Source organism: Yoonia litorea (assembly GCF_900114675.1).
Classification (GTDB): domain Bacteria; phylum Pseudomonadota; class Alphaproteobacteria; order Rhodobacterales; family Rhodobacteraceae; genus Yoonia; species Yoonia litorea.
The window spans coordinates 573,890-594,187 of the sequence record NZ_FOZM01000002.1 but is presented as its reverse complement, the minus strand read 5'-3'; the positions used below and the strand labels follow the sequence as shown (position 1 = coordinate 594,187).

At 58.7% G+C, this 20,298-nt stretch carries 24 protein-coding genes; 4 read left to right on the top strand and 20 right to left on the bottom strand.

Annotation, left to right across the window (positions count from 1 at the left end):
* Nucleotides 1-24: 24 nt before the first annotated feature.
* The 6 genes from BM316_RS13060 to BM316_RS13035 are packed head-to-tail and all read right to left on the bottom strand — an operon-like array spanning nt 25 to nt 4,480.
* Nucleotides 25-294, bottom strand: a complete 270-nt coding sequence (locus BM316_RS13060) for an HPr family phosphocarrier protein (RefSeq protein ID WP_090209317.1) — start codon at nt 292-294, stop codon at nt 25-27.
* Nucleotides 291-686, bottom strand: coding sequence for a PTS sugar transporter subunit IIA (locus BM316_RS13055; RefSeq protein ID WP_090209314.1), 396 nt, complete (start codon nt 684-686; stop codon nt 291-293). The genes BM316_RS13060 and BM316_RS13055 overlap by 4 nt, the downstream gene beginning before the upstream one ends.
* The gene (rapZ, locus tag BM316_RS13050) at nt 683-1,597 is read right to left on the bottom strand and encodes an RNase adapter RapZ (RefSeq protein ID WP_090209311.1); all 915 of its coding nucleotides are present in this window, start codon (nt 1,595-1,597) and stop codon (nt 683-685) included. The genes BM316_RS13055 and rapZ overlap by 4 nt, the downstream gene beginning before the upstream one ends.
* Entirely contained in the window at nt 1,594-2,013 is a 420-nt protein-coding gene (locus BM316_RS13045) for an HPr kinase/phosphorylase (RefSeq protein ID WP_090209308.1), read from the bottom strand. Before BM316_RS13045 ends, rapZ begins: the two co-directional genes overlap by 4 nt.
* A gap of 12 nt (nt 2,014-2,025) precedes the next feature.
* Nucleotides 2,026-3,768, bottom strand: a complete 1,743-nt coding sequence (locus tag BM316_RS13040) for a sensor histidine kinase (RefSeq protein ID WP_090209305.1) — start codon at nt 3,766-3,768, stop codon at nt 2,026-2,028.
* A 10-nt stretch (nt 3,769-3,778) separates the two neighbouring features.
* Complete coding sequence (locus BM316_RS13035) at nt 3,779-4,480, bottom strand: response regulator transcription factor (protein ID WP_090209303.1); 702 nt, start codon at nt 4,478-4,480, stop codon at nt 3,779-3,781.
* A gap of 296 nt (nt 4,481-4,776) precedes the next feature.
* Between BM316_RS13035 and BM316_RS13030 the strand changes: the two genes are divergently transcribed.
* Together BM316_RS13030 and BM316_RS13025 are read left to right on the top strand one after the other, a co-directional pair.
* Nucleotides 4,777-6,375: a phosphoenolpyruvate carboxykinase gene (locus tag BM316_RS13030; protein WP_090209300.1), complete on the top strand. Its 1,599-nt coding sequence runs from the start codon at nt 4,777-4,779 to the stop codon at nt 6,373-6,375.
* Nucleotides 6,376-6,383: 8 nt separating this feature from the next.
* Complete coding sequence (locus BM316_RS13025; protein ID WP_090209297.1) at nt 6,384-6,980, top strand: DUF3859 domain-containing protein; 597 nt, start codon at nt 6,384-6,386, stop codon at nt 6,978-6,980.
* A 3-nt stretch (nt 6,981-6,983) separates the two neighbouring features.
* Here BM316_RS13025 and BM316_RS13020 read toward each other — a convergent pair whose 3' ends face one another.
* The gene (locus tag BM316_RS13020; protein ID WP_090209295.1) at nt 6,984-7,754 is read right to left on the bottom strand and encodes a sulfite exporter TauE/SafE family protein; all 771 of its coding nucleotides are present in this window, start codon (nt 7,752-7,754) and stop codon (nt 6,984-6,986) included.
* A 147-nt stretch (nt 7,755-7,901) separates the two neighbouring features.
* Here BM316_RS13020 and BM316_RS13015 point away from each other — a divergent pair, with 147 nt between their 5' ends.
* Nucleotides 7,902-9,587, top strand: a complete 1,686-nt coding sequence (locus BM316_RS13015; protein WP_090209292.1) for an acyl-CoA dehydrogenase family protein — start codon at nt 7,902-7,904, stop codon at nt 9,585-9,587.
* A 57-nt stretch (nt 9,588-9,644) separates the two neighbouring features.
* On the top strand, nt 9,645-10,673 hold the full coding sequence (locus tag BM316_RS13010) for an SDR family oxidoreductase (RefSeq protein WP_090209289.1): 1,029 nt from the start codon (nt 9,645-9,647) through the stop codon (nt 10,671-10,673).
* On the opposite strand, the gene recO is transcribed toward BM316_RS13010, so the two are convergent.
* The 13 genes from recO to folK form a co-directional block, all read right to left on the bottom strand.
* Nucleotides 10,670-11,398, bottom strand: coding sequence for a DNA repair protein RecO (gene recO, locus BM316_RS13005; RefSeq protein ID WP_090209287.1), 729 nt, complete (start codon nt 11,396-11,398; stop codon nt 10,670-10,672). The genes BM316_RS13010 and recO overlap by 4 nt on opposite strands.
* A gap of 246 nt (nt 11,399-11,644) precedes the next feature.
* The gene (locus BM316_RS13000) at nt 11,645-11,971 is read right to left on the bottom strand and encodes a DUF1491 family protein (protein WP_090209284.1); all 327 of its coding nucleotides are present in this window, start codon (nt 11,969-11,971) and stop codon (nt 11,645-11,647) included.
* On the bottom strand, nt 11,968-12,885 hold the full coding sequence (gene era, locus BM316_RS12995) for a GTPase Era (RefSeq protein WP_090209282.1): 918 nt from the start codon (nt 12,883-12,885) through the stop codon (nt 11,968-11,970). Before era ends, BM316_RS13000 begins: the two co-directional genes overlap by 4 nt.
* The gene (gene rnc, locus BM316_RS12990) at nt 12,882-13,562 is read right to left on the bottom strand and encodes a ribonuclease III (RefSeq protein ID WP_090209279.1); all 681 of its coding nucleotides are present in this window, start codon (nt 13,560-13,562) and stop codon (nt 12,882-12,884) included. The genes era and rnc overlap by 4 nt, the downstream gene beginning before the upstream one ends.
* On the bottom strand, nt 13,559-14,395 hold the full coding sequence (gene lepB / locus BM316_RS12985) for a signal peptidase I (protein WP_090209276.1): 837 nt from the start codon (nt 14,393-14,395) through the stop codon (nt 13,559-13,561). The genes rnc and lepB overlap by 4 nt, the downstream gene beginning before the upstream one ends.
* 51 nt (nt 14,396-14,446) lie before the next feature.
* Nucleotides 14,447-14,848: a holo-ACP synthase gene (gene acpS / locus BM316_RS12980; RefSeq protein ID WP_090209273.1), complete on the bottom strand. Its 402-nt coding sequence runs from the start codon at nt 14,846-14,848 to the stop codon at nt 14,447-14,449.
* Nucleotides 14,845-15,159: a Dabb family protein gene (locus BM316_RS12975; protein ID WP_242649900.1), complete on the bottom strand. Its 315-nt coding sequence runs from the start codon at nt 15,157-15,159 to the stop codon at nt 14,845-14,847. Before BM316_RS12975 ends, acpS begins: the two co-directional genes overlap by 4 nt.
* Nucleotides 15,156-15,641 carry a nucleoside deaminase gene (locus BM316_RS12970; protein ID WP_242649899.1) on the bottom strand — a complete coding sequence of 162 codons (486 nt, stop codon included), beginning with the start codon at nt 15,639-15,641 and terminating at the stop codon, nt 15,156-15,158. Before BM316_RS12970 ends, BM316_RS12975 begins: the two co-directional genes overlap by 4 nt.
* The gene (locus BM316_RS12965) at nt 15,638-16,381 is read right to left on the bottom strand and encodes a pyridoxine 5'-phosphate synthase (RefSeq protein WP_090209271.1); all 744 of its coding nucleotides are present in this window, start codon (nt 16,379-16,381) and stop codon (nt 15,638-15,640) included. Before BM316_RS12965 ends, BM316_RS12970 begins: the two co-directional genes overlap by 4 nt.
* Before the next feature lie 16 nt (nt 16,382-16,397).
* Nucleotides 16,398-17,039 (bottom strand): DUF2062 domain-containing protein, encoded by a 642-nt coding sequence (locus BM316_RS12960; protein WP_090209268.1) that lies wholly within the window; start codon nt 17,037-17,039, stop codon nt 16,398-16,400.
* 6 nt (nt 17,040-17,045) lie between these two features.
* Nucleotides 17,046-19,196, bottom strand: coding sequence for a RelA/SpoT family protein (locus BM316_RS12955; RefSeq protein ID WP_090209266.1), 2,151 nt, complete (start codon nt 19,194-19,196; stop codon nt 17,046-17,048).
* A 38-nt stretch (nt 19,197-19,234) separates the two neighbouring features.
* Nucleotides 19,235-19,588: a DNA-directed RNA polymerase subunit omega gene (gene rpoZ, locus BM316_RS12950; protein ID WP_090209263.1), complete on the bottom strand. Its 354-nt coding sequence runs from the start codon at nt 19,586-19,588 to the stop codon at nt 19,235-19,237.
* A gap of 109 nt (nt 19,589-19,697) precedes the next feature.
* Nucleotides 19,698-20,267: a 2-amino-4-hydroxy-6-hydroxymethyldihydropteridine diphosphokinase gene (folK, locus tag BM316_RS12945; RefSeq protein ID WP_090209261.1), complete on the bottom strand. Its 570-nt coding sequence runs from the start codon at nt 20,265-20,267 to the stop codon at nt 19,698-19,700.
* Nucleotides 20,268-20,298 lie beyond the last annotated feature (31 nt).

The following is a 20,298-nucleotide window of genomic DNA, read 5'->3' as shown; positions in this document are numbered from 1 at the left end:
GTGATCTCCGCAAGCGACGATGCGCTAGTCGCCTTCACCGAATTTGTCGTTCACGAGGTTTTCGATGGCGATGGCCAATTCTTCCGCCTGCGGACCAGAGGTCTCGACCTCAATATGCGAACCCATGGAGGCTGCGAGCATCAATAGGCCCATGATGCTGTCACCGCCGGTGGTTTCACCATCCTTGCTGACCTTGGCGTCGGCATCAAAGGCTTCGACGACCTCGACCAGTTTGGCGGACGCACGTGCATGCAAACCCTTGATATTCTGAATTTCTAGGCGTCTGTAGCTCATTGCGGCAGTCCGCCATTGTGGCTGTTGATATATTTATGCGCCGCCTTGATCGCCGCATCGACCGCATCAGGCACCGATGCATTCCGTGACTTTGCCAGTTTGATCAGCATCGGCAGATTGGCCCCGTAAAGGATGCGGCGATTGTCGGGACTGCAGGCGCGCAGCGACAGGTTTGTGGGCGAGCCGCCGAACATATCGGTCACAATCACAACGCCGTCCCCTGTGTCAACAGAGTCCGCTGCGTCACAAATTTCGGTCTGTTTCACGGCACGATCGTCTTCGGGGCCGATTGTAATGCTCATCATGCCGGGCTGTGGCCCCACGACATGTTCGACCGCAGAGAGATATTCCTCTGCCAACCTGCCATGTGCCACGATCACAATTCCGATCAAGCCTGTCGTTCCTTGCCAACTTGCGCCGTCAGACGCTCTAACTCGCGATGCCGTTTAGACACATGCCAGCCTTGTTGTGCAAGAGCTTGTGTCATGCGTTCCGCCATCATCACCGACCTGTGCCGCCCGCCTGTGCAGCCAAAGCCAATCGAAAGATGCGCCTTGCCTTCTTCTTGATAGGCCGGGAGCAGCAATTCTAACAGAGATGTGGTCTGCGCAAAGAAAGCGTCAAATCGGGGATCAGCCTCGACATAGTCGGCAACAGCCCGATCACGCCCATCTTGCGGACGCAGGGCCTCATCCCAGTGGGGATTACGCAGAAAACGGCAGTCCAGCACAATGTCGATCCCCCGCGGCAAACCGCGTTTGTAGGAAAACGACTGGACCGATACGCTAAGTTGCCCTGTCTCGGCGCCGCCAAACCAGCGCCCGATCTCGGCCTTCAGATCATGGGGTGACATACCAGTGGTCGAGATCAGAAAATCCGCCCGTGCTCTGATGTCAGCAAGCAAGGCCAGTTCCTTGCCAATCCCTTCGGCTGGTGTGCCATCAGGGGCCAAAGGGTGGCGACGACGGGTTTCGGAATAGCGGCGGATTAGTTCCTCTTCGCTGGCATCCAGATAAAGCACCTGCGCGGACACCCCCACCAAAGCTGCCACCCTGTCGATACTTTCAGCCAGCGCAGCACCACCGAAATCACGGTTGCGCGCATCCAGCCCAAGCGCCAACGGGCGCGCTGGCGCGGGCCCGCTTAGCAATCGCGGCAACAGCGACAGTGGCAGGTTGTCGATGACCTCAAACCCCAGATCCTCAAGCGCGTTGATCGCCGTCGAGCGGCCCGCACCTGAAGGTCCTGTCACCAGAACGACAGACGGAGAAAGCTGTGCCGGCGTCGCAACCGGTTTTGTCATTGATCGCTCCAGCCGGATTTCAGGAGTTGCAGAAGGGATGGCACCCAGTTTGGGCTATCCACACGGTAGATCAAGGGCAGATCACATCCCAAAAGCGTGATAAACCGACGCGGTGGCAGGCGCTCAGGCTCTTGGCGATCCAGATCAACCACAAAGGCAATCGGCGCGGCGGCACAGTACTCTGCGGACAGGATACCGACACCGCGTGCCTCGATCAGTCCAGCGATACGCGGATGGGGACTGACATGGACCTCTCCGTTATCCGCCAGCAGCACGGCCCGATCATCAGTGACCAGACGACAGCCCAAGGCCATGAGCGATAGTGCCAGTCCCGATTTCCCTTGCCCTGAAGCACCGGTGATCAGCAACGCACGCCCGTCCCATGCAACAGCAGAGGCGTGGACGGTTTCACTCATGGTTTTTCAGCGTCAGAGAGGCAGACCCACGACAAAACGTGCGCCAAGCGGTTCAGAGGTCGGGTCGGCATCGGTCGGGCGGATGTTCTCGGCCCAGATCACACCACCATGCGCTTCGACGATCTGTTTCGAGATCGCAAGGCCAAGGCCGGAGTTGTTGCCGAACTGGCCCACGGGGCGCTCTGAATAGAAGCGCTGGAAGATTTTGGTCAGCGCATCTTCAGGGATACCGGGACCTGTGTCCTCGACCACAGCCAGAACGCGGTTCTGGCGGGTCCGCGCCCACAGGCGGATAGCGTCGCCATCCTCGCAGAAGGAAATCGCATTTGTGATCAGGTTGACGAAAACCTGCGCCATACGCCCTTCGAGACCCTGCACCATGATCGGTTCGCTTGGCAGATCGGCCACGAATTCGACACCACGCAGTCTGGCATCTTTCCCAAGGAAGTCGGCGATGTTGTTGAGCATGTTGACAAGATCGAAGGATTCTTCCTCTTCCTTGACCAACTCGCTGTCCAGACGCGACGCGTTGGAGATATCGCTGACCAGCCGGTCAAGGCGTTTCACGTCGTGTTCGATGACTTCAAGCAGTTTCTCGCGCTGATCATCACGGCGCGCCACGCGCATCGTCCCAACCGCAGAGCGCAGCGAGGCCAGCGGGTTCTTGATTTCATGGGCCACATCGGCAGCGAATTGTTCGTTGCTTTCGATCCGCTCATAAAGGGCACGTACCATCCGCCGCAATGCCCCGGAAAGGCGACCAATCTCGTCAGGTCGGGCGGTAAAGTCAGGGATGCGCACGCGCTTTGGCGAAAGCTTCCGCGCGTTGCGTTCCTGCGTGGCCTCGGCAGCCGTGGCGAGCTGCGCCAGCGGGTTTGCAATGGTCGAGGCAAGCACAAGGCTCAAGCCGACACTGACAAAGATACCGACAAGGAACAGGCGCAAATACTGTTCACGTTCACGCAGAACAAGGCTGTCCACCTCTCCGGCGGCTGTGGTGACGGCGATCACGCCGACTGGCACGTCATTGCGCAGGATCGGTGTCGTCACGATAAAGCTTGTGTTGCCTCCGACCTCTGCCGCGACAAGCTGGGTGCCGTTGTTCAATGCATCCCGCACGCTGTTTTGTGAGAGCTCAAACAGTGTCGGCTCCGCGCCGTCGGCGCTCCCGTCAAACGGGGCCAGAACAACGCCGGTGATGCCACTCCAGACTGAAATCAGGAAATCAGTGACAAAGGTTCCACCTGTGCGGTCTTCAAGCTCTGCAATCTCGGCTGTGTCCAACGTGCCCGTTGCGCGGGCGACAACTGTTGCATCCATGGCAAAGACAGCCACTTCGACACCGCCCCGTAGGTTGAGGTTCGCCAAAGTCTGGATCGGGTTCACGCCATCGGCGGTGGCAAGGTTCACAGGCGCCACGGCGGGCAACTGCGCCTCAAAGACATCGGCAATCAGCTGTGCTTCATTGACCAGGCCCTTGGCACGCTGAAAGGCAAGGCTGTCGCGGGACGGGCTTAGATAAAGAACACCGGCAATCAGCAGGATCAGCGCGACAAGGTTGAATGTGATGATCTTGCGGGCAATCGGCGACCGGCGCAGGGAAATGAGACGGCCAAAGCCGGTCCTGCTTTCTTCCTCGCCCTCTTCGGAAAATTCGGGATCGACCCAGTCGTCACCAAGCAACAAGTCAGGGGTCTGTGCAGCACGCCGCACAGACTTCAGGTCGCGCACATCAATCTTGGGCGCTGCCGTCATGCTTTACTCATCACTCTTCGTTGTAGCGATACCCGATACCGTAAAGTGTCTCGATCGCAGAAAACTCGTCATCCGCATTCCGCATCTTTTTGCGCAGTCGCTTGATGTGACTGTCGATGGTCCGGTCGTCAACGTACACCTGATCATCATAGGCTACATCCATAAGCTGATCGCGGCTTTTCACAAAGCCGGGGCGCTGAGCCAGCGCCTGCAAAAGCAAGAATTCGGTCACCGTAAGGGATACGTCTTTCCCCTTCCATTTCACTGCGTGGCGCAGCGGGTCCATTACCAATTCACCGCGGACCATCACTTTGGTCTCTTCGGTCTCTTCAATATCCTCACCGGCGATCGCGTCCTGACGACGCAAGAGCGCACGGATTCGCTCGACCAATAGGCGCTGTGAAAATGGCTTTTTTACGTAATCATCTGCGCCCATTCTAAGGCCAAGCACTTCATCAATCTCGTCATCCTTGGATGTCAGGAAGATGATCGGCATCGCCGTTTTCTGACGCAGGCGCTGCAGCAGATCCATGCCGTCCATCCGCGGCATCTTGATGTCCAGGACAGCCATGTCCGGCATTCTCTTGTTGAATGCGTCCAAAGCGGACTGACCGTCGTTATATGTCTCGACTTCGAAGCCTTCTGCCTCGAGCGTCATCGCAACAGAAGTCAGGATGTTCCGGTCGTCATCGACGAGTGCAATTCTGGACATGCAAAGTTCCCTGATAGCTGAATGACTTAATACTAGATATGCGCACAATTTCTGATCGTTTTGAAGCGGCGAATCAATCCTTAAGTCACCTGCCGCCACAAAAACGCCTTAATTGGCTCTTTTTCGCGCGCATGGCGGTCAATGGGTCACAGTTTTTTGCCGACCCCCAGAATGGTTGCGCTAACATGAATTTGGTTGCGCTAACTGTGACAATGGAGGGTATCGGCCTTTGAAATGATGGTGCTAAACGGTGTCTATCGCGGGCCATGAAGGCCATATGACAAAGGAGCGAGATAATGGACCAAGGTAAGGTCAACCCTTCGATGAAACTTGAGGATCAAGGCATCACAGGGCTGGGTTACGTCTATTACAACCGCTCGGAAGCCGAACTTCAGGAAGCAGCCGTGGCGCTGGGTGAAGGCGTCAACGGACAGGGCGGCACTTTTCTGGTTACCACCGGCAAGCACACAGGCCGGTCCCCGAAAGACAAATTCGTCGTCAAGACTGATGACGTAGTGGATACAATCTGGTGGGAAAACAACCCGCCGATGGAGCCTGCAAAATTCGAAGTGCTTTACGCCGATATGCTGGAGCACATGAAGGGTGGCACCTACAACGTGCAAGACCTCTTCGGCGGTGCTGATCCGGCCCACCGTCTGGACGTGCGGGTTGTGACAGAACTGACATGGCATGGTCTTTTCATCCGTCACCTGCTCCGTCGCCCTGACGCATCGGAACTGGAAACGTTCACCCCCGATTTCACGATCATCAACTGCCCAAGCTTCAAGGCCGACCCTGAAAAGCACGGCTGCCGGTCCGAAACCGTGATCGCGCTGAACTTTGAAAAGAAGCTGATCCTGATCGGTGGCACGGAATACGCAGGCGAGAACAAGAAATCCGTCTTTACCCTGCTGAACTACCTGCTGCCTGAAAAGGGCATCATGCCGATGCACTGCTCGGCCAACCACGCCCCCGGCAATCCTGTTGATACGGCTGTGTTCTTCGGCCTGTCAGGTACGGGTAAAACGACGCTCTCTGCCGACCCCAGCCGCGTGCTGATCGGCGACGACGAGCACGGCTGGTCAGAACGCGGCACCTTCAACTTCGAGGGCGGCTGCTACGCCAAAACCATCGGCCTCGACCCTGAAGCAGAGCCGGAAATCTACGCCACCTGCTCCATGCCGCACACGGTGATCGAGAACATGGTCTTTGATCCCGAAACCAAAGAGCTGGACTTCAACGACGATAGCCTGACTGCGAATATGCGCTGCGCCTATCCGTTGAACTACATCTCGAATGCATCGGATTCCGCATTGGGCGGTCACCCCAAGAATATCATTATGCTGACCTGTGACGCATTTGGTGTGCTGCCTCCAATCGCGCGTCTGACACCGGCGCAGGCGATGTATCACTTCCTGTCTGGTTTTACCTCCAAGGTGGCCGGAACAGAACGCGGCGTGACCGAACCGGAGCCCACATTCTCGACCTGCTTCGGCGCACCATTCATGCCGCGCCGGCCAGAGGTTTACGGCAACCTGCTGCGCGAAAAGATCGCCAGCCACGGCGCAACCTGCTGGTTGGTCAACACCGGCTGGACCGGCGGCGCCTACGGCACCGGCAGCCGGATGCCGATCAAGGCAACCCGCGCGCTGCTGGCAGCGGCACTTGATGGCACGCTGGTTGAAAACCAGTTCCGCAAGGATCCGAACTTCGGCTTTGAGGCCCCTGTCACCTGCGAGGGCGTCGATGACCGCCTGCTGAACCCGCGTGAAACATGGGCCGACAAAGACGCTTATGACGCACAGGCGCAAAAACTTGTTGCCATGTTCAGCGACAATTTCGCCAAATACGTCCCGTTCATCGACGACGACGTCAAAGCGGCGGCAATCGGCTAAAAACCGGTATGAGACCACATGAAGCCTGTGCCGGTCGACAATCCGGCGCAGGCTTTTATCATTCCGGCATGATACGCATCGGTCTGGTCATTTTCCTTTCTCTCGCAACGGTCCTGCCTGCGGCAGCCCAGATTGCGCGCGCGGCCAAGGTGGACTGGCTGGAGGCCGGGGTGATCTGCGCCCCAGAGGCAATCGGCTTTCGTGATGCGCCGGAAACGATCACAGGCCGCGCTCATATCATCGAAGCGATGCCCGATTTCGTCGCGCAGACACAGGTCGTGCCTGCCGTGATCGGCGTGGGCTTTGGTGTCAAACTTCAGGCAACAGCAGAGACACCTTTTCAACCAGTGACAATTACACTGTCACACCCGCCGATGGGGGCGGAGGGGATCAGCCGGCAGTCCTTCACCAGCGCGATCAGTGGCGAGACACCGACGGTTGCGTTTTTCCAGTTCGACCACGGCTACGAACTCGTGGAAGGGACATGGTATTTCGAGGCCCGCGAAGGGGATCAGCTGATCTACAGGGTTGCGTTCCGCATCGTCCCACCGCAGCAGGTGCCTGCGCTCGCCAATGCCTGCCACTATCAGGATCTTCTCTCCTGATCCTTACCCCATGATGCCGCGGCGGATCAGGTTCACACCTGCAACCATCAGCACCAGAAGCGTCACAGTGCGAAACCGCTCCTGATCAAAGCGGTCTCCAAGGCGAAAGCCCAGCCACATACCCAAAAGGGCCGGAACCACCAGGCTGGCCGAGAATCCCCATGTCTCGCTATTGAGGATGCCTGAGCGCAGGTGCCCCAAAAGCAGCATCACCGACCCCAGACCGTAAATCACACCCTGCACCGCCATCTGGCGGTCGCGCGGGGTTTCAAGCGCCAGAAGGTAAAGCACCGTGGGTGGCCCCCACGTCCCTGCAAGCCCCCCCAAAGTGCCAGACAAAAGCCCTGCGCCCCACTCAAACGGGCGCCGCATCCGGGGCGACAGGCGGGGCCGCCAGCCGATGAGCTGGATAAAGCACAGCCCGACGACCGGAACACCAAGCACGATGAAAAGCACGTTGCTGGGAATAAAGCGGATAAACTGCGCCGAGATCAGGATCATCACACAGACAACCGTGACATAGCGCCAGTGCTCACGCAGGGCTTCGCCCGCTGCGCCAAATCCGGCCCGTGCGACCTGCAAACCGTTGCTGATCACGATGGGAATCACGATGCCAGCGACGACCAGCTCAGGCGCAATGGCGATCCCCATCCCTGAAATCATGATGAGCGGCATTGCGAACCCAACGGCACCTTTGACAAAGCCACCCAGCGCTGTCACGCAGACCGCCAGTAGGAAATGGGCCGGTGTAAGAACGTCGAGAAACTCAGGCATAGCGCTGTCTTACGACAAAGTGCCGAACATGCCAGAAGAATTTCACTGCGACATTTTTGTGCGCATCAAATTACCGCAACGAATTATTATTGCGCTGCGACTGCAAACATATTATCTCTGCACCTGCAAATTGAAGGGAGTCGCAAAATGGCGCATGATGGACAAGATATGACTTTGAACCAGAACCCTGTTTTGGCTGATCTGCTGACGCTGACAGCCGAAAGCCTCCCTGCTGTCGAAGATATACTTGAGCGGGCCAAAGCCTCTGTGCGGGCTATCGTCGAAGATGGCGGACGCATCTCCGGCAAGCTGATCGAAGACAACCAGACCGCTGCCCACGGACTTGCCTGGCTCGCGACCTACGCACAATCACTGCAACAGATGCAAGGCTGGGCAGAGCGGCTTCAGGCCGATGGCAAGTTCGGCGAAGTCGAACAGTTGATCCACCAGATCGCTTTCGGCGAATACCTCTGGCAGATTTACGGCGGCATTCCGATGTCACAAGGTGAAATCATGCGCCTGCAGGACATCGGACTGAGCCAGGACGACATGCGCGCGCTGATGATCCCTGCCGTGGTGACGCTGACCCAGAACGGCAACACCCAGGCTGCCCGTATGCGCCTTGTTGCCTTGATGGAAGAACAGTCCGCCAACGTCACAGTCGGCGCGTCCGGCCTTGATGAAGAGCTGGAAATGATCCGCGAACAGTTCCGCCGCTTCAGCATCGACCGCGTTGAACCATACGCCCATGACTGGCACCTCAAGGATGAGCTGATCCCGATGGAAATCATCGAGGAAATGGCCGAAATGGGTGTCTTCGGTCTGACCATTCCCGAAGAATACGGCGGTTTCGGCCTGTCAAAAGCCTCCATGTGTGTGGTCTCCGAAGAACTTTCGCGCGGCTACATCGGCGTGGGCTCACTTGGCACACGGTCCGAAATCGCAGCCGAACTGATCCTTTGTGGCGGTACCGAAGAGCAAAAGCAGAAGTGGTTGCCGCAACTGGCCTCTGCCGAGACACTGCCGACAGCTGTCTTCACAGAACCCAACACCGGCTCCGACCTCGGGTCCTTGCGGACCCGCGCCGTCAAAAAAGGTGACGATTGGGAGATCACCGGCAACAAGACATGGATCACCCATGCATCGCGGACCCAGTTGATGACCCTGCTGGCCCGCACCGACCCGGAGACCTCGGATTATCGCGGCCTGTCGATGTTCCTAGCCGAAAAGACCCCCGGCGATGACGAAAACCCGTTCCCGACCCCCGGCATGACCGGTGGCGAAATCGAAGTTCTGGGTTATCGCGGCATGAAGGAATACGAGCTTGGCTTTGACGGGTTTGCCGTCAAAGGCGAGAACCTGCTGGGTGGCGAAACCGGCAAAGGCTTCAAGCAGTTGATGCAGACCTTTGAATCCGCCCGCATCCAGACGGCAGCCCGCGCCGTGGGCGTGGCTCAATCCGCGCTTGATGTGGGGATGCAATACGCACAGGACCGCAAGCAGTTCGGCAAGGCGCTGATCCACTTCCCACGTGTTGCAGGCAAGCTGGCGATGATGGCTGTCGAAATCATGGTAGCCCGTCAGCTGACCTATTTCAGCGCACATGAGAAAGACAACGACCGCCGCTGCGATCTTGAGGCTGGAATGGCGAAACTTCTCGGCGCACGTATTGCCTGGGCCTGTGCTGACAACGCCTTGCAAATCCATGGCGGCAACGGCTTTGCGATGGAATACAAGGTGAGCCGGATCCTCTGCGATGCCCGCATCCTCAATATCTTTGAAGGTGCCGCAGAAATTCAGGCGCAAGTGATCGCACGTCGCCTGCTGGGATAGATTGCAAATCGACTGCCGCCTCCTAAGTCATTGACATGACCAAAGGAGGTGGCACCGATGCCCAAAACAGTCCTGCTGACCGGAGCCACCGGCTACATCGCAAAACACATCGCCCTGCAACTGCTGGAGGCGGGGTACCATGTGCGCGGCACTGTCCGGTCGCTTGACCGCGGGGCCGAAGTTGCCGCTGCAGTGCGCCCGCACCTCAGCGATCCGACCGACCTTCAAACACGTCTGACATTCACCAGCCTTGATCTGTCATCCGACACCGGCTGGGACGCGGCAATGACAGGCATTGATGTGCTGATGCACACGGCCTCTCCGTTTCCACTCACCCAGCCAAAAGATGAAGAGGATTTGATCCGTCCAGCCGTCGATGGCACCTTGCGCGCACTGACTGCCGCCCATGAAGCTGGCGTGAAACGCGTCATCCTCACCTCCTCGACCGTTGCGATCACCGGGTCTGATCTGCCTGCAGGTGACACCAGCTACGATGAAACCAACTGGACCGACCCGAACGCGCCAGATGCAACACCTTACGTGAAATCCAAGACTCTGGCGGAACGGGCCGCCTGGGACTTTGTCAGCAATGAAGCTTCGGACATGCAGCTGACCACCGTCAATCCGGGCATTGTTCTTGGCGCACCGCTAGATGGTAACTTCGGGACCTCAATCGACGTGATCAAACGTCTGGTCAAAGGCAAAGACCCCATGCTGCCGGATATCGGCTTTACCACCGTCGATGTGCGCGACGTGGCAGAGATGCATGTCGCGGTGATCGATAAACCCTACACCTTTGGCCAGCGGGTCATGACAGTGGATAAGTTTCTCAAATACGCAGAACTGGCGCAGGCGATCAAGTCAGCCTATCCCGACCGGCGCATCCCCACGCGCACCGCACCGGATTTTCTGATCAAGATCCTCGGCCGGTTCGATCCCGCCGTCAAATCGATCATTCCCTCGTTGGGACGTGTCGACAAGACCGACAACAGCCGCGCACGCGCCATTCTGGGTCGCGGGATGCGTCAGGCCCATAAGGCGGCGGTCGCGTCGGCGGCCTATCTGATCGACAACAAACTGGTCTAGCCGGCGCGCGCAATCGCCTCGACAAGCCGCTGGCGCGCCACTGGCGCCGGCCTGTCGCCAAGACTGCGCAAGAGTTGCTTTTCGATGAAATAACCGGTTGTGCCAAGCGCGCGGACGATTTCAGCATTATCCGCGTCACCACCACCTGACAGGACCGGTGGCAATGGCAGCAACCTGTCAGCCCATTCCCCTGCACCAGCCTCACTGACCGCGCGTCCGGTCTTTGGCGACACATAGGCCAGCCCGTCGGTCGCCCCGGTCACAGCACAACGCGTCAGATCAAGGGCAAACCCCATGTCTTCCAGCAGAGCCTGCTCCCAACGCAAATAGGCCAACGGCCAAAGATCACCCTGCCCCAGGAGATCAAGCAGGCCAACCGTCCGGTGATAAAGCGACGGATACGCTTCTCGCTCAGGCAAAACCAATGACAAGAGGCTGCACACCGCATTCAGCCCCGCCAGCGCCAACCTGTCGCCCATCGCGGCGGCACTGCGACTGCGAAGAGGCTCTACGGTGAAAGCGCCAAGATGGCTTTCCAGACGCGCCTTCCACGTGACACTCAACTGTGCGCCGGGTTGCAGGACCGGCGCGAGCTTGCGGCTGGTCCCGCCCCGCACGACGCCAGCGTCGCGGCCGTGCTCTTGGGAAAACACCTCGATAATGACCGAGGTTTCACCAAAAGGGCGCACGGCCAGCAAAGCGGCCTCATCACGCCATTCGATCATCTGGGGTTCTCTGCGCACATAAGGCTATAACAGGCGGCATCAGCGGGGATTGCAAGCACAGGACGCCTCCGGCGGGGGAGTATTTGGGACAAAATGATGAACACCATTTTGCCCCGGATGACTGTGCGGTCATCACTTTGCACGGTCATCGGCTCTCCAGCCTGTACCGTGATCGCAGCTTGGCGGAGCCATGGTTAAAATATGGTTATCATTTTGCCGAAAATACTCTCGCCGAAGGCATAAAAGTCATTCGAGCCCGGGTTCATCCAGAAGATGACGACCGTGTCTGTCCTCGACCTCGATCACCCAAAGATCAGGATCAAAACCGCATTGGCGCGCGACAGTGGCATCAACCTCCGCCTCAGCCCCCTCGGCCAGCACCACCCAGCGGCGCGCGCCAGTCAGTAGATCGAAACTGCGCTGATAACAGCAGGCCTGCCCGTCAAGTGTGTTGAGTTTGATCAGCACCGCACCGGCTGTGGCATCACCCTTCTGGACCACAAAAGCCGGGATGTTGATCAGGCGCAGGCGCGCAAGATAGGCCGACACCCAGATGTCAGCGGTGAGCCTCACGCGTTGCCGTCTTTGAAATCAAGACCCATCTCGGAATAGCGCGCGGCCTCTTCGAGCCAGTTCGGGCGAACCTTCACCTGCAGGAAGAGATGCACGCGACGCCCAAGGAAGTCTTCGAGTTCAAGCCTCGCCGCTTTGCTGACGGCCTTTACCGTCTCGCCGCCCTTGCCCAGCACAATACCCTTATGCCCGTCACGGGCCACATAGATGATCTGGTCGATGCGGGCCGAGCCGTCCTTGCGCTCTTCCCAGCCTTCGGTCTCGACCGTCAGTTCGTAGGGCAACTCCTGATGCAGCCGCAGGGTCAGTTTTTCACGCGTCATTTCGGCCGCAATCATCCGCATCGGCAGATCGGCGATCTGGTCTTCGGGATAAAGGAACGGCCCTTCAGGCAATTGTTCGGCAAGCCACGCCCGCAAGGTGTCACAGCCATGGCCGCGTTCTGCCGAGATCATGAAGGTTTCGACAAAAGGATAGGCGTCATTCATGTCCTGCGTCAGCGCCAGAAGCGCCTCGGATTTCACCTTGTCGATCTTGTTGATGGCAAGGGCGACGGGCACGTTTGTCTCTCGTTCCTGCAGTGTTTCGATGATGCGACACACGCCCTCTGTGATGCCGCGATGGGCCTCGATCAGAAGAACCACGATATCGGCGTCAGCCGCCCCGCCCCATGCCGCCGCGACCATCGCGCGGTCAAGCCGCCGCCGCGGTTTGAAAAGACCGGGAGTGTCGATGAAGATAAGTTGTGAATTGCCTTCCATCGCAACGCCGCGGATACGCGCACGCGTTGTCTGCACCTTATGGGTCACAATCGAGACTTTCGCCCCCACCATCCGGTTCAGAAGCGTTGATTTGCCCGCATTGGGTTCGCCGATCAGGGCGATAAACCCTGCTTTTGTCTGCGCCTCGCTCATGTGCTGACTTTCTTCAAAAGTGCGGCTGCTGCCGCTTGTTCGGCCTGCCGCTTTGCCCCTGCGGTGGCTTGTTCGGAGGCCCCGGAGGCCAACCGCACCTCGATGGTGAAGACCGGCTGATGATCAGGGCCGCTACGGGCCACCTCGACATATTGCGGCGGCACCTCGCCGCGCGCCTGCGCCCATTCCTGCAAGGCGGTCTTGGCGTCGCGGGCGTCATCTTCGACCTGATGAATGCGGTCACCCCAAAGCCGCAGGACCAGGGCGCGGGCCGCGTCGAAACCGCCATCCTCATAGACTGCGGCAATCACCGCCTCCATGGCATCGGCCAGAAGCGCCTCTTTCCGGCGGCCACCGGACTTCATTTCAGAGCGGCCCAGTTTGAGCACCGCGCCCAGATCAATCGTGCGGGCCACATCGGCACAAGTTTCGCGCCGCACCAGCGCATTGAATCGCGGCGCCAGCTGCCCTTCAGAGGCGTTTGGGTCGGCTTGCAACAAAGCCTCTGCCATTACCAGACCGAGCACCCTGTCACCCAGAAACTCAAGCCGCTGGTTGTCGTCGCGATGGGCGGACGACATCGACGAATGGGTGACCGCGCGGATCAGATGCGCTGGCGTCACAAAGCGATAGCCTACCCGCCCTTCAAAGGCTTTGAGATCGGCTGAGAGCTTCAATCGAGCGCCTTGAAGAAACGATCCGACCGCCATGTCCAGAAGGCCAGCATGGACCGGCCAGCGGAGGAGAACATCACACGATCAGCACGCCCGACCAGATCTTTGCGCTCAACAAAGCCGACCCCGCGATTGACCTGTGGCACACGGCTGTCGGTGGAATTGTCACGATTGTCACCGATAAAGAAGAACATATCCTCAGGCACGGTATAGACGCCGGTGTTATCGGTCGCGCGTGGCCCGATATTCAGGATCGCATGGCTGACCCCGTTGGGCAGCGTTTCAATAAAGCGTTCCTTTTCACAAACTGCCCCCATCCCCACAACGCCATTGGCGCATTGCGGACGGACACCCAACGGGCCCTGCGGCTCCATGATTTCGGTGAATGTCCCTGCCGGTTCCACCTGCACGGCCTCGTCATTGATATAGAGCAGACCATCGCGCATCTGGATACGGTCACCGGGCAGACCGATCACGCGCTTGATGAAGTCGCGCCCGTCAACCGGATGACGGAAAACCACGATATCACCGCGTTCGGGGTCTGACCCGAAGAAGCGTTCTTCGCGGTCCTCGATAAAGCCGCAGAAATCATCTGCGCCAAGATCAAGACCGATGGCGGGAATACGCACCGACGGGCAAGAGGCATAGGAATAGCCGTAGGCCATCTTGTTGACGAACAGAAAGTCACCGATCAGCAGCGTGTCTTTCATCGAGCCTGACGGAATCCAGAAGGGTTGGAAAAACAGGGTGCGAAAGATGCCAGCAAGGACCAGCGCCCAGAAGATCGTCTTGAGGGTATCCCACAACCACGCGATCACGCCTGTACTCTCTGCCATGTGTCATTCCTTATGCGGTTTGGCGCTACATGATGCTGCGCAGTCATGCTGTCAAGCAATGGGCCTTGCCTCGATCACGACAAAGGCCTGCGCCCATGGGTGATCATCGGTCAATGTCACATGGATGATGGCCTCGTGCCCGTCTGGGGTCATCTCTTTCAGCCTTTCGGCCGCCCATCCTGTTACATGCATCACCGGCTGGCCCGTGCGCAGGTTGCTGACGGCCATATCCTTCCACGAAATCCCCATACGCAAACCGGTACCAAGCGCCTTTGAACAGGCCTCCTTGGCGGCCCACCTTTTGGCGTAGGTGCCAGCGACGTCCTTGCGGCGCTCTGCTTTGCGCTGTTCGATCTCGGTAAAGACACGGTTGCGAAAACGATCCCCGAACCGCTCAAGCGTGCCTGCAATGCGGTCTATATTGGCCAGATCAGTTCCGACACCGAGGATCATCCCTCTGCCTCCATATCCACAACAGTGATCCCGTCGGCGCCGCCCTGACACAACGCAACCAGTCGCGCGCCCAGGGCCTGATGGGTCGGGTCGCGATGATAGGCGCTGACGGCCGCCGCATCCGCGAAGGTGCAGACAAAGGCATAGGCGCAGTCGGGTGACTTTCCTTCAAAGTCGCGATTTGGGCCGTGCGCAAATGCCAGAAATCCGTCTATCTCATGCATCAACGCACCCAGACCGGCCATGACATTGGCAAGCTCGGCGCTGTCGTGGTCAGCAGGCAGGTCCAGCATGACGATATGCTGGATCACGATTGTCCCTCATCGCTGTAGATATGCGCGACCCGCGATTCCTGCACGCCGCCAAGATAGGCGAACGCACCATCACACGCGGCATGGAAATCCGAGATCGTCAATTTCGGAAACCGGAAGAACGCGTCAGAGATGTTTTCCTGCTGCGCGGCAAAGATCACGCGAGAGATACCAGCCCAGCGCATGGTTGACAGACACATCTCGCACGGTTGGCATGACGCGATCAGGGTCGCACCAGACAGGTCACGTTCCCCCAGCTTGCGCGTCGCCTCGGCAATGGCGACGACCTCTGCATGGCGGCTGGGGTCATCGGTATCAGCGACCTCATTGCGGGCCTCGGCGATGATTTTGTCGTCTTTCACAATGGCTGCGGTAAAGACGATATCCTTGCCGTCAGCATGCAACCGGCAGGCATGGTCGGTGACGGCGGTCATCGCTTCGGCCTCGACCGGCGTCATTTGCAGATCCTGCGTCCCGCTCATTGGCGTGCTGCATCCATGATGCGGCGCATCTCGGCAATGGCATCGGGCAGACCGCGAAAGATCGCCTCACCGATCAGGAAATGCCCGATATTGAGCTCCATCACCTGTGGCAGCGCCGCAATCGGCCCGACGCAATCATAGGTCAGCCCGTGGCCCGCATGGACCTCAAGACCCAAGTCATGGGCAAAGGCCGCCATATCCGTCAGCTTCTTGAGTTCCTCGTCACGTGTCTCGAACCGCCCTTCGGCGTGGGCGTCACAATACGCGCCGGTGTGCAATTCAATCACCTCGGCCCCGATCCGGTGTGCAGCCTCGATCTGGCGCTGGTCGGCGGCAATAAAGATCGACACGCGACTGCCAGCCTCACGCAGCGGTGCAATGAAATGGGCCAGCGCGTTTTCTTCACGCGCAACTTCAAGCCCGCCTTCGGTGGTCCGCTCTTCGCGTTTTTCAGGCACAATGCAGACCGCATGTGGCTTATGGCGCAAGGCTATTGCCTGCATTTCGGCGGTTGCGGCCATCTCGAAATTCAGCGGGCCCTGCAGCGCCTCCATCAGCGCTTCGATATCAGCGTCGGAGATATGGCGGCGGTCCTCGCGCAGATGGGCGGTAATACCGTCTGCGCCAGCCTCTTCGGCCATGATCGCCGCGCGCACAGGGTCAGGCACAGCACCGCCACGGGCGTTGCGCACGGTGGCGACGTGGTCGATGTTCACACCCAAGCGTAGCTTGTCCGTCATTGCTGTCTCCTTGGCGTCAGTTTTCGGCGCTGCGGGCAGAGGACGCCTTTTTGTTCAACTGGTCAAGCTTGGCCCGCAAAGCCTTCTTCCGGCGCTTCTGATAGGCACTGATCACCGGCACGGAAAGATAATAGAACGCTGTCGCGGTAATCAAACCGGGGACAAGCCCGCCGACGAGGTAGGGAAAGAACACATCATTGTAAAAGACCTGCATCCCGGCCCAGTTGATCTTCTCGGTGGTGAAAACCGCCAGGAAGTTATGCCAGAGGTCATAGCTTGCATCGGCGAATTTCTGTCCAAGATGGATGTTCTTGCCTTGCGGCAATCCCAGCAACCATGAGCCAAGGTTGATCGAGACATAGCCAACAGCCGGAAAGGTCAGCGGATTGCCAAAGAACGTAGCCATCACGGCGGCCAGCATGTTGCCGCGCAACACGCGGGCGATCAGCAGGGCACAGACGATGTGCAGACCAAACAGAGGTGTGAAGCAGACAAAGACCCCTGCCCAGATACCGCGACTGATCTTTTGCGGCGTATCAGGCAGGCGACGGACGCGGTGTTTGACGTATTCAAAGGCACGGGCCCAACCGCCACGAGGATAGATCAGGTCAAGCGCGATCCGCCCGACCGCCCGTCTATCCCTACGTTTGAAGACCAATCCTTGTCATCCCTCTCTGCGGGGCGCGCCCGCTCCCACGCTGACTAGCCCGGGGTCTCTATACCGCACGATCGACGATACATTGCTTTCCGCTTCCAGCGCGGTGATGACGCGGTGCAGATGTTCTGCATCGCGTAAGTCCACGTCGATCAACAGTCTGAAGTAGTCAGGTTTGCGGTCAATGAACTTGAGGTCAGAGATATTGGCGTTCTGTTCGCCGATCAATGTGCAAATTCGTCCCAACACACCAGCATCATTGGCAATTGTGGCGTCAAAGGTGACCGTATTCACGGGCTTGTGATTGCCTTCCTGCCAATGCAGGTCGATCCACCGGTCAGGCTGGTCCTCATAGTCGGCAAGCGCCTCGCAATCGATGGCATGGACCACAACGCCGTGGCCGCGAAACGCGATGCCCAGAATGCGCTCGCCCGGAACGGGCTGGCAGCAGGCCCCGCGTTGGTGTTCCTGATCAGGGCTGAGACCGATAACCGCGCGGGCAGCGTCGATTTCGTCGCCACGCTGCATCTCAAGCTCGGGATAAATCGCCCCGACAACGGTCCGGCCTGTGATCTCGGCACTGCCCAGGCGGGCCAGCATTTCTTCGACACCGTCGATGGCCAAGGCTTTGGCGGCGGTGCGCAACGCCTTTTCGGTGCTGCGCTTGCCCACCTGTTCAAAGGCGACCCGCGCCAGTTCACGGCCCAATCGGACAAAACGCTCGCGGTCCTCTTCACGCAAGGACCTGCGGATTGCGGTCTTGGCCCGGCCGGTCACGGCAATATCGATCCACGTGGCCTGCGGGGTCTGCCCTTCGGCGGTGATCACCTCGACCGATTGACCGTTCTTCAGCCGCGTCCAGAGCGGCACGCGCAACCCGTCCACCTTGGCTCCGACGCAAGCCGATCCGATACGGGTGTGGATCGCATAGGCAAAATCAATCGGCGTGGCACCGCGAGGCAGCTTGATCACATCTCCTTTCGGCGTAAAGCAGAACACCTGGTCCTGATACATCTCAAGCTTGACCGCTTCGAGGAACTCGTCATGGTCCTGTCCGTCGTCCAAGCGTTCGGTCAGCGCAGAGATCCAGTGAACCGGATCAACGGCAAAACGGTTCTCAACCCTTTCACCATTCTTGTAAGACCAATGGGCGGCGACGCCGGTCTCGGCAACCTCATGCATTTCGCGGGTGCGGATCTGCACCTCGACCTGTTTGCCATCGCGACCTGAGACGGTTGTATGGATGGAGCGATAACCGTTCGATTTGGGCTGGCTGATGTAGTCTTTGAAGCGCCCCGGCACCGCGCGCCAGCGTTGATGGATGGCGCCCAGCACGCGGTAGCAATCGGCCTCGGTCGCGACGATCACCCGGAAGCCGTAGATGTCGGACAGTCGGCTGAACCCCTGGTCCTTCTCCTGCATCTTGCGCCAGATCGAATAGGGCTTCTTTGCGCGACCGCTCACCTCGGCCTGTATGTCGGCCTTTTCCAACTCGACCCGCATATCGGCCATGATCTTGTGCAACACATCGCCGGTTTCGCGCTGAAGCGTGATAAAGCGGCGGATGATGGAGTTGCGGCCTTCGGGGTTGAGAACCTTGAACGAAAGGTCCTCCAACTCGTCGCGCATCCACTGCATCCCCATGCGACCGGCAAGCGGCGCAAAGATGTCCATCGTCTCGCGCGCCTTTTGCACCTGTTTTTCAGGACGCATGGATCTGATCGTGCGCATGTTGTGCAAACGGTCGGCAAGCTTGACCAAGGTGACACGCAAATCCCGCGAGGTCGCCATAAAGAGCTTGCGGAAGTTTTCGGCCTGTTTGGTCTGCGTGGAGGTCAGCTGCAGATTGGTCAGCTTGGTGACACCGTCGATCAGTTCCGCAATCTCGCGACCAAAGCGTTTCTCAACCTCGGCAAACGACGCCTTGGTATCTTCGATCGTGTCGTGAAGCAGCGCAGTGATGATCGTGGCGTCATCCATCTGCTGTTCGGCAAGGATACCGGCAACAGCAACCGGATGGGTAAAGTAAGGTTCACCCGAATGCCGGAACTGGCCTTCATGCATTTCTGCGCCAAAGGCAAAGGCCTCTCGCAGCAACGCTTGATTTGTATTGGGGTTGTAAGTGCGGACCAGCGCAATCAGTTCATCTGCTGTCGTCATCTGGTCCAACACCGGTCGGTGCCGCTATGGGCGCGCCCTTAGCGCTGACCCTGCGCCTCCATCAGGGCGCGCAGCAGTTTTTCTTCGGAAAGATCGTCCTCGGCAGGCTTGTCAGCCTCGGCCCCCATCAGAAGGGACATGCTATCCTCTTCAGGCTCGTCAACTTCGATCTGGGTCTGGTTGGCCTCGATCATGCGCTCACGCAGGTCGTCGGAAAGCTGTGTTTCCTCGGCAATCTCGCGCAGTGAGACAACAGGGTTCTTGTCGTTGTCGCGTGCAACAGTGATCGGCGCACCGGCAGAAATCTCGCGGGCGCGATGGGCAGCAAGCATGACCAGTTCAAACCGGTTTGGAACCTTATCGACGCAATCTTCTACGGTGACGCGGGCCATATGCACACTCCAGTCAAGGATTAAAGGGCTTCGGAAGCCGCCTACTTAGGGGGTTCTTGGCAGAATGGCAAGGGGCGCGCTGCATGTGCAAACAGGAAATTCAGGCCCCCTAATCAGACGCCAAAGGCACAACCTCTGCACGGTCATCCTCAGGCAATGCAGCGCAAAGCGCCTCTGCGGTGCGCCCAAAGACAGGATGTCGCCAATCAGGGGCGATCTCACACATGGGAACAAGCACAAATGCGCGGTCCTGAATGCGCGGATGCGGGAGAATCAGTTCCTCCGGCGCACCGCTTGTCTGGGCTGCCAAGGGCAGGTCGCGCCATTTCAGGAACGCCTGTTCGTTGGGCATGACTGCTTGACCAAACGTCAACAAATCAAGGTCCAACCCACGCTGACCCCACCTGACGCTACGTTCACGGCCTGCTTCCGCCTCAATCGCGTGAAGGGCATCAAGCAACTTTTGCGCGGTCAGATCAGTGGTGATCTCCGCCACCGCATTCACGAAATCAGGCCCGTTTCCTTTAGGAAATGCGGGGGTTTTGTAAAACCGGCTTGTCCTGACCGGCGCCACCGAAAGCGCCTCAAGCGCCGCGACCGCGCGGGTCACCGTTTCAAACGGACTACCCCAAAAGGATATATCATTACTCCCTAAGGATATGAGCGTAACTTGGCGCATAGGGCCTTCCCTCCGTGCTTGCCAGACCAGT

Bases quoted from the DNA above. Each gene is read 5' to 3' on its own strand.
- BM316_RS13060 (WP_090209317.1), bottom strand. From the start codon at position 294: ATGAGCTACAGACGCCTAGAAATTCAGAATATCAAGGGTTTGCATGCA.
- rapZ (WP_090209311.1), bottom strand. From the start codon at position 1,597: ATGACAAAACCGGTTGCGACGCCGGCACAGCTTTCTCCGTCTGTCGTT.
- BM316_RS13045 (WP_090209308.1), bottom strand. From the start codon at position 2,013: ATGAGTGAAACCGTCCACGCCTCTGCTGTTGCATGGGACGGGCGTGCG.
- BM316_RS13040 (WP_090209305.1), bottom strand. From the start codon at position 3,768: ATGACGGCAGCGCCCAAGATTGATGTGCGCGACCTGAAGTCTGTGCGG.
- BM316_RS13035 (WP_090209303.1), bottom strand. From the start codon at position 4,480: ATGTCCAGAATTGCACTCGTCGATGACGACCGGAACATCCTGACTTCT.
- BM316_RS13030 (WP_090209300.1), top strand. From the start codon at position 4,777: ATGGACCAAGGTAAGGTCAACCCTTCGATGAAACTTGAGGATCAAGGC.
- BM316_RS13025 (WP_090209297.1), top strand. From the start codon at position 6,384: ATGAGACCACATGAAGCCTGTGCCGGTCGACAATCCGGCGCAGGCTTT.
- BM316_RS13020 (WP_090209295.1), bottom strand. From the start codon at position 7,754: ATGCCTGAGTTTCTCGACGTTCTTACACCGGCCCATTTCCTACTGGCG.
- BM316_RS13015 (WP_090209292.1), top strand. From the start codon at position 7,902: ATGGCGCATGATGGACAAGATATGACTTTGAACCAGAACCCTGTTTTG.
- BM316_RS13010 (WP_090209289.1), top strand. From the start codon at position 9,645: ATGCCCAAAACAGTCCTGCTGACCGGAGCCACCGGCTACATCGCAAAA.
- recO (WP_090209287.1), bottom strand. From the start codon at position 11,398: ATGATCGAATGGCGTGATGAGGCCGCTTTGCTGGCCGTGCGCCCTTTT.
- era (WP_090209282.1), bottom strand. From the start codon at position 12,885: ATGAGCGAGGCGCAGACAAAAGCAGGGTTTATCGCCCTGATCGGCGAA.
- lepB (WP_090209276.1), bottom strand. From the start codon at position 14,395: ATGGCAGAGAGTACAGGCGTGATCGCGTGGTTGTGGGATACCCTCAAG.
- acpS (WP_090209273.1), bottom strand. From the start codon at position 14,848: ATGATCCTCGGTGTCGGAACTGATCTGGCCAATATAGACCGCATTGCA.
- BM316_RS12970 (WP_242649899.1), bottom strand. From the start codon at position 15,641: ATGAGCGGGACGCAGGATCTGCAAATGACGCCGGTCGAGGCCGAAGCG.
- BM316_RS12965 (WP_090209271.1), bottom strand. From the start codon at position 16,381: ATGACGGACAAGCTACGCTTGGGTGTGAACATCGACCACGTCGCCACC.
- BM316_RS12955 (WP_090209266.1), bottom strand. From the start codon at position 19,196: ATGACGACAGCAGATGAACTGATTGCGCTGGTCCGCACTTACAACCCC.
- rpoZ (WP_090209263.1), bottom strand. From the start codon at position 19,588: ATGGCCCGCGTCACCGTAGAAGATTGCGTCGATAAGGTTCCAAACCGG.
- folK (WP_090209261.1), bottom strand. From the start codon at position 20,267: ATGCGCCAAGTTACGCTCATATCCTTAGGGAGTAATGATATATCCTTT.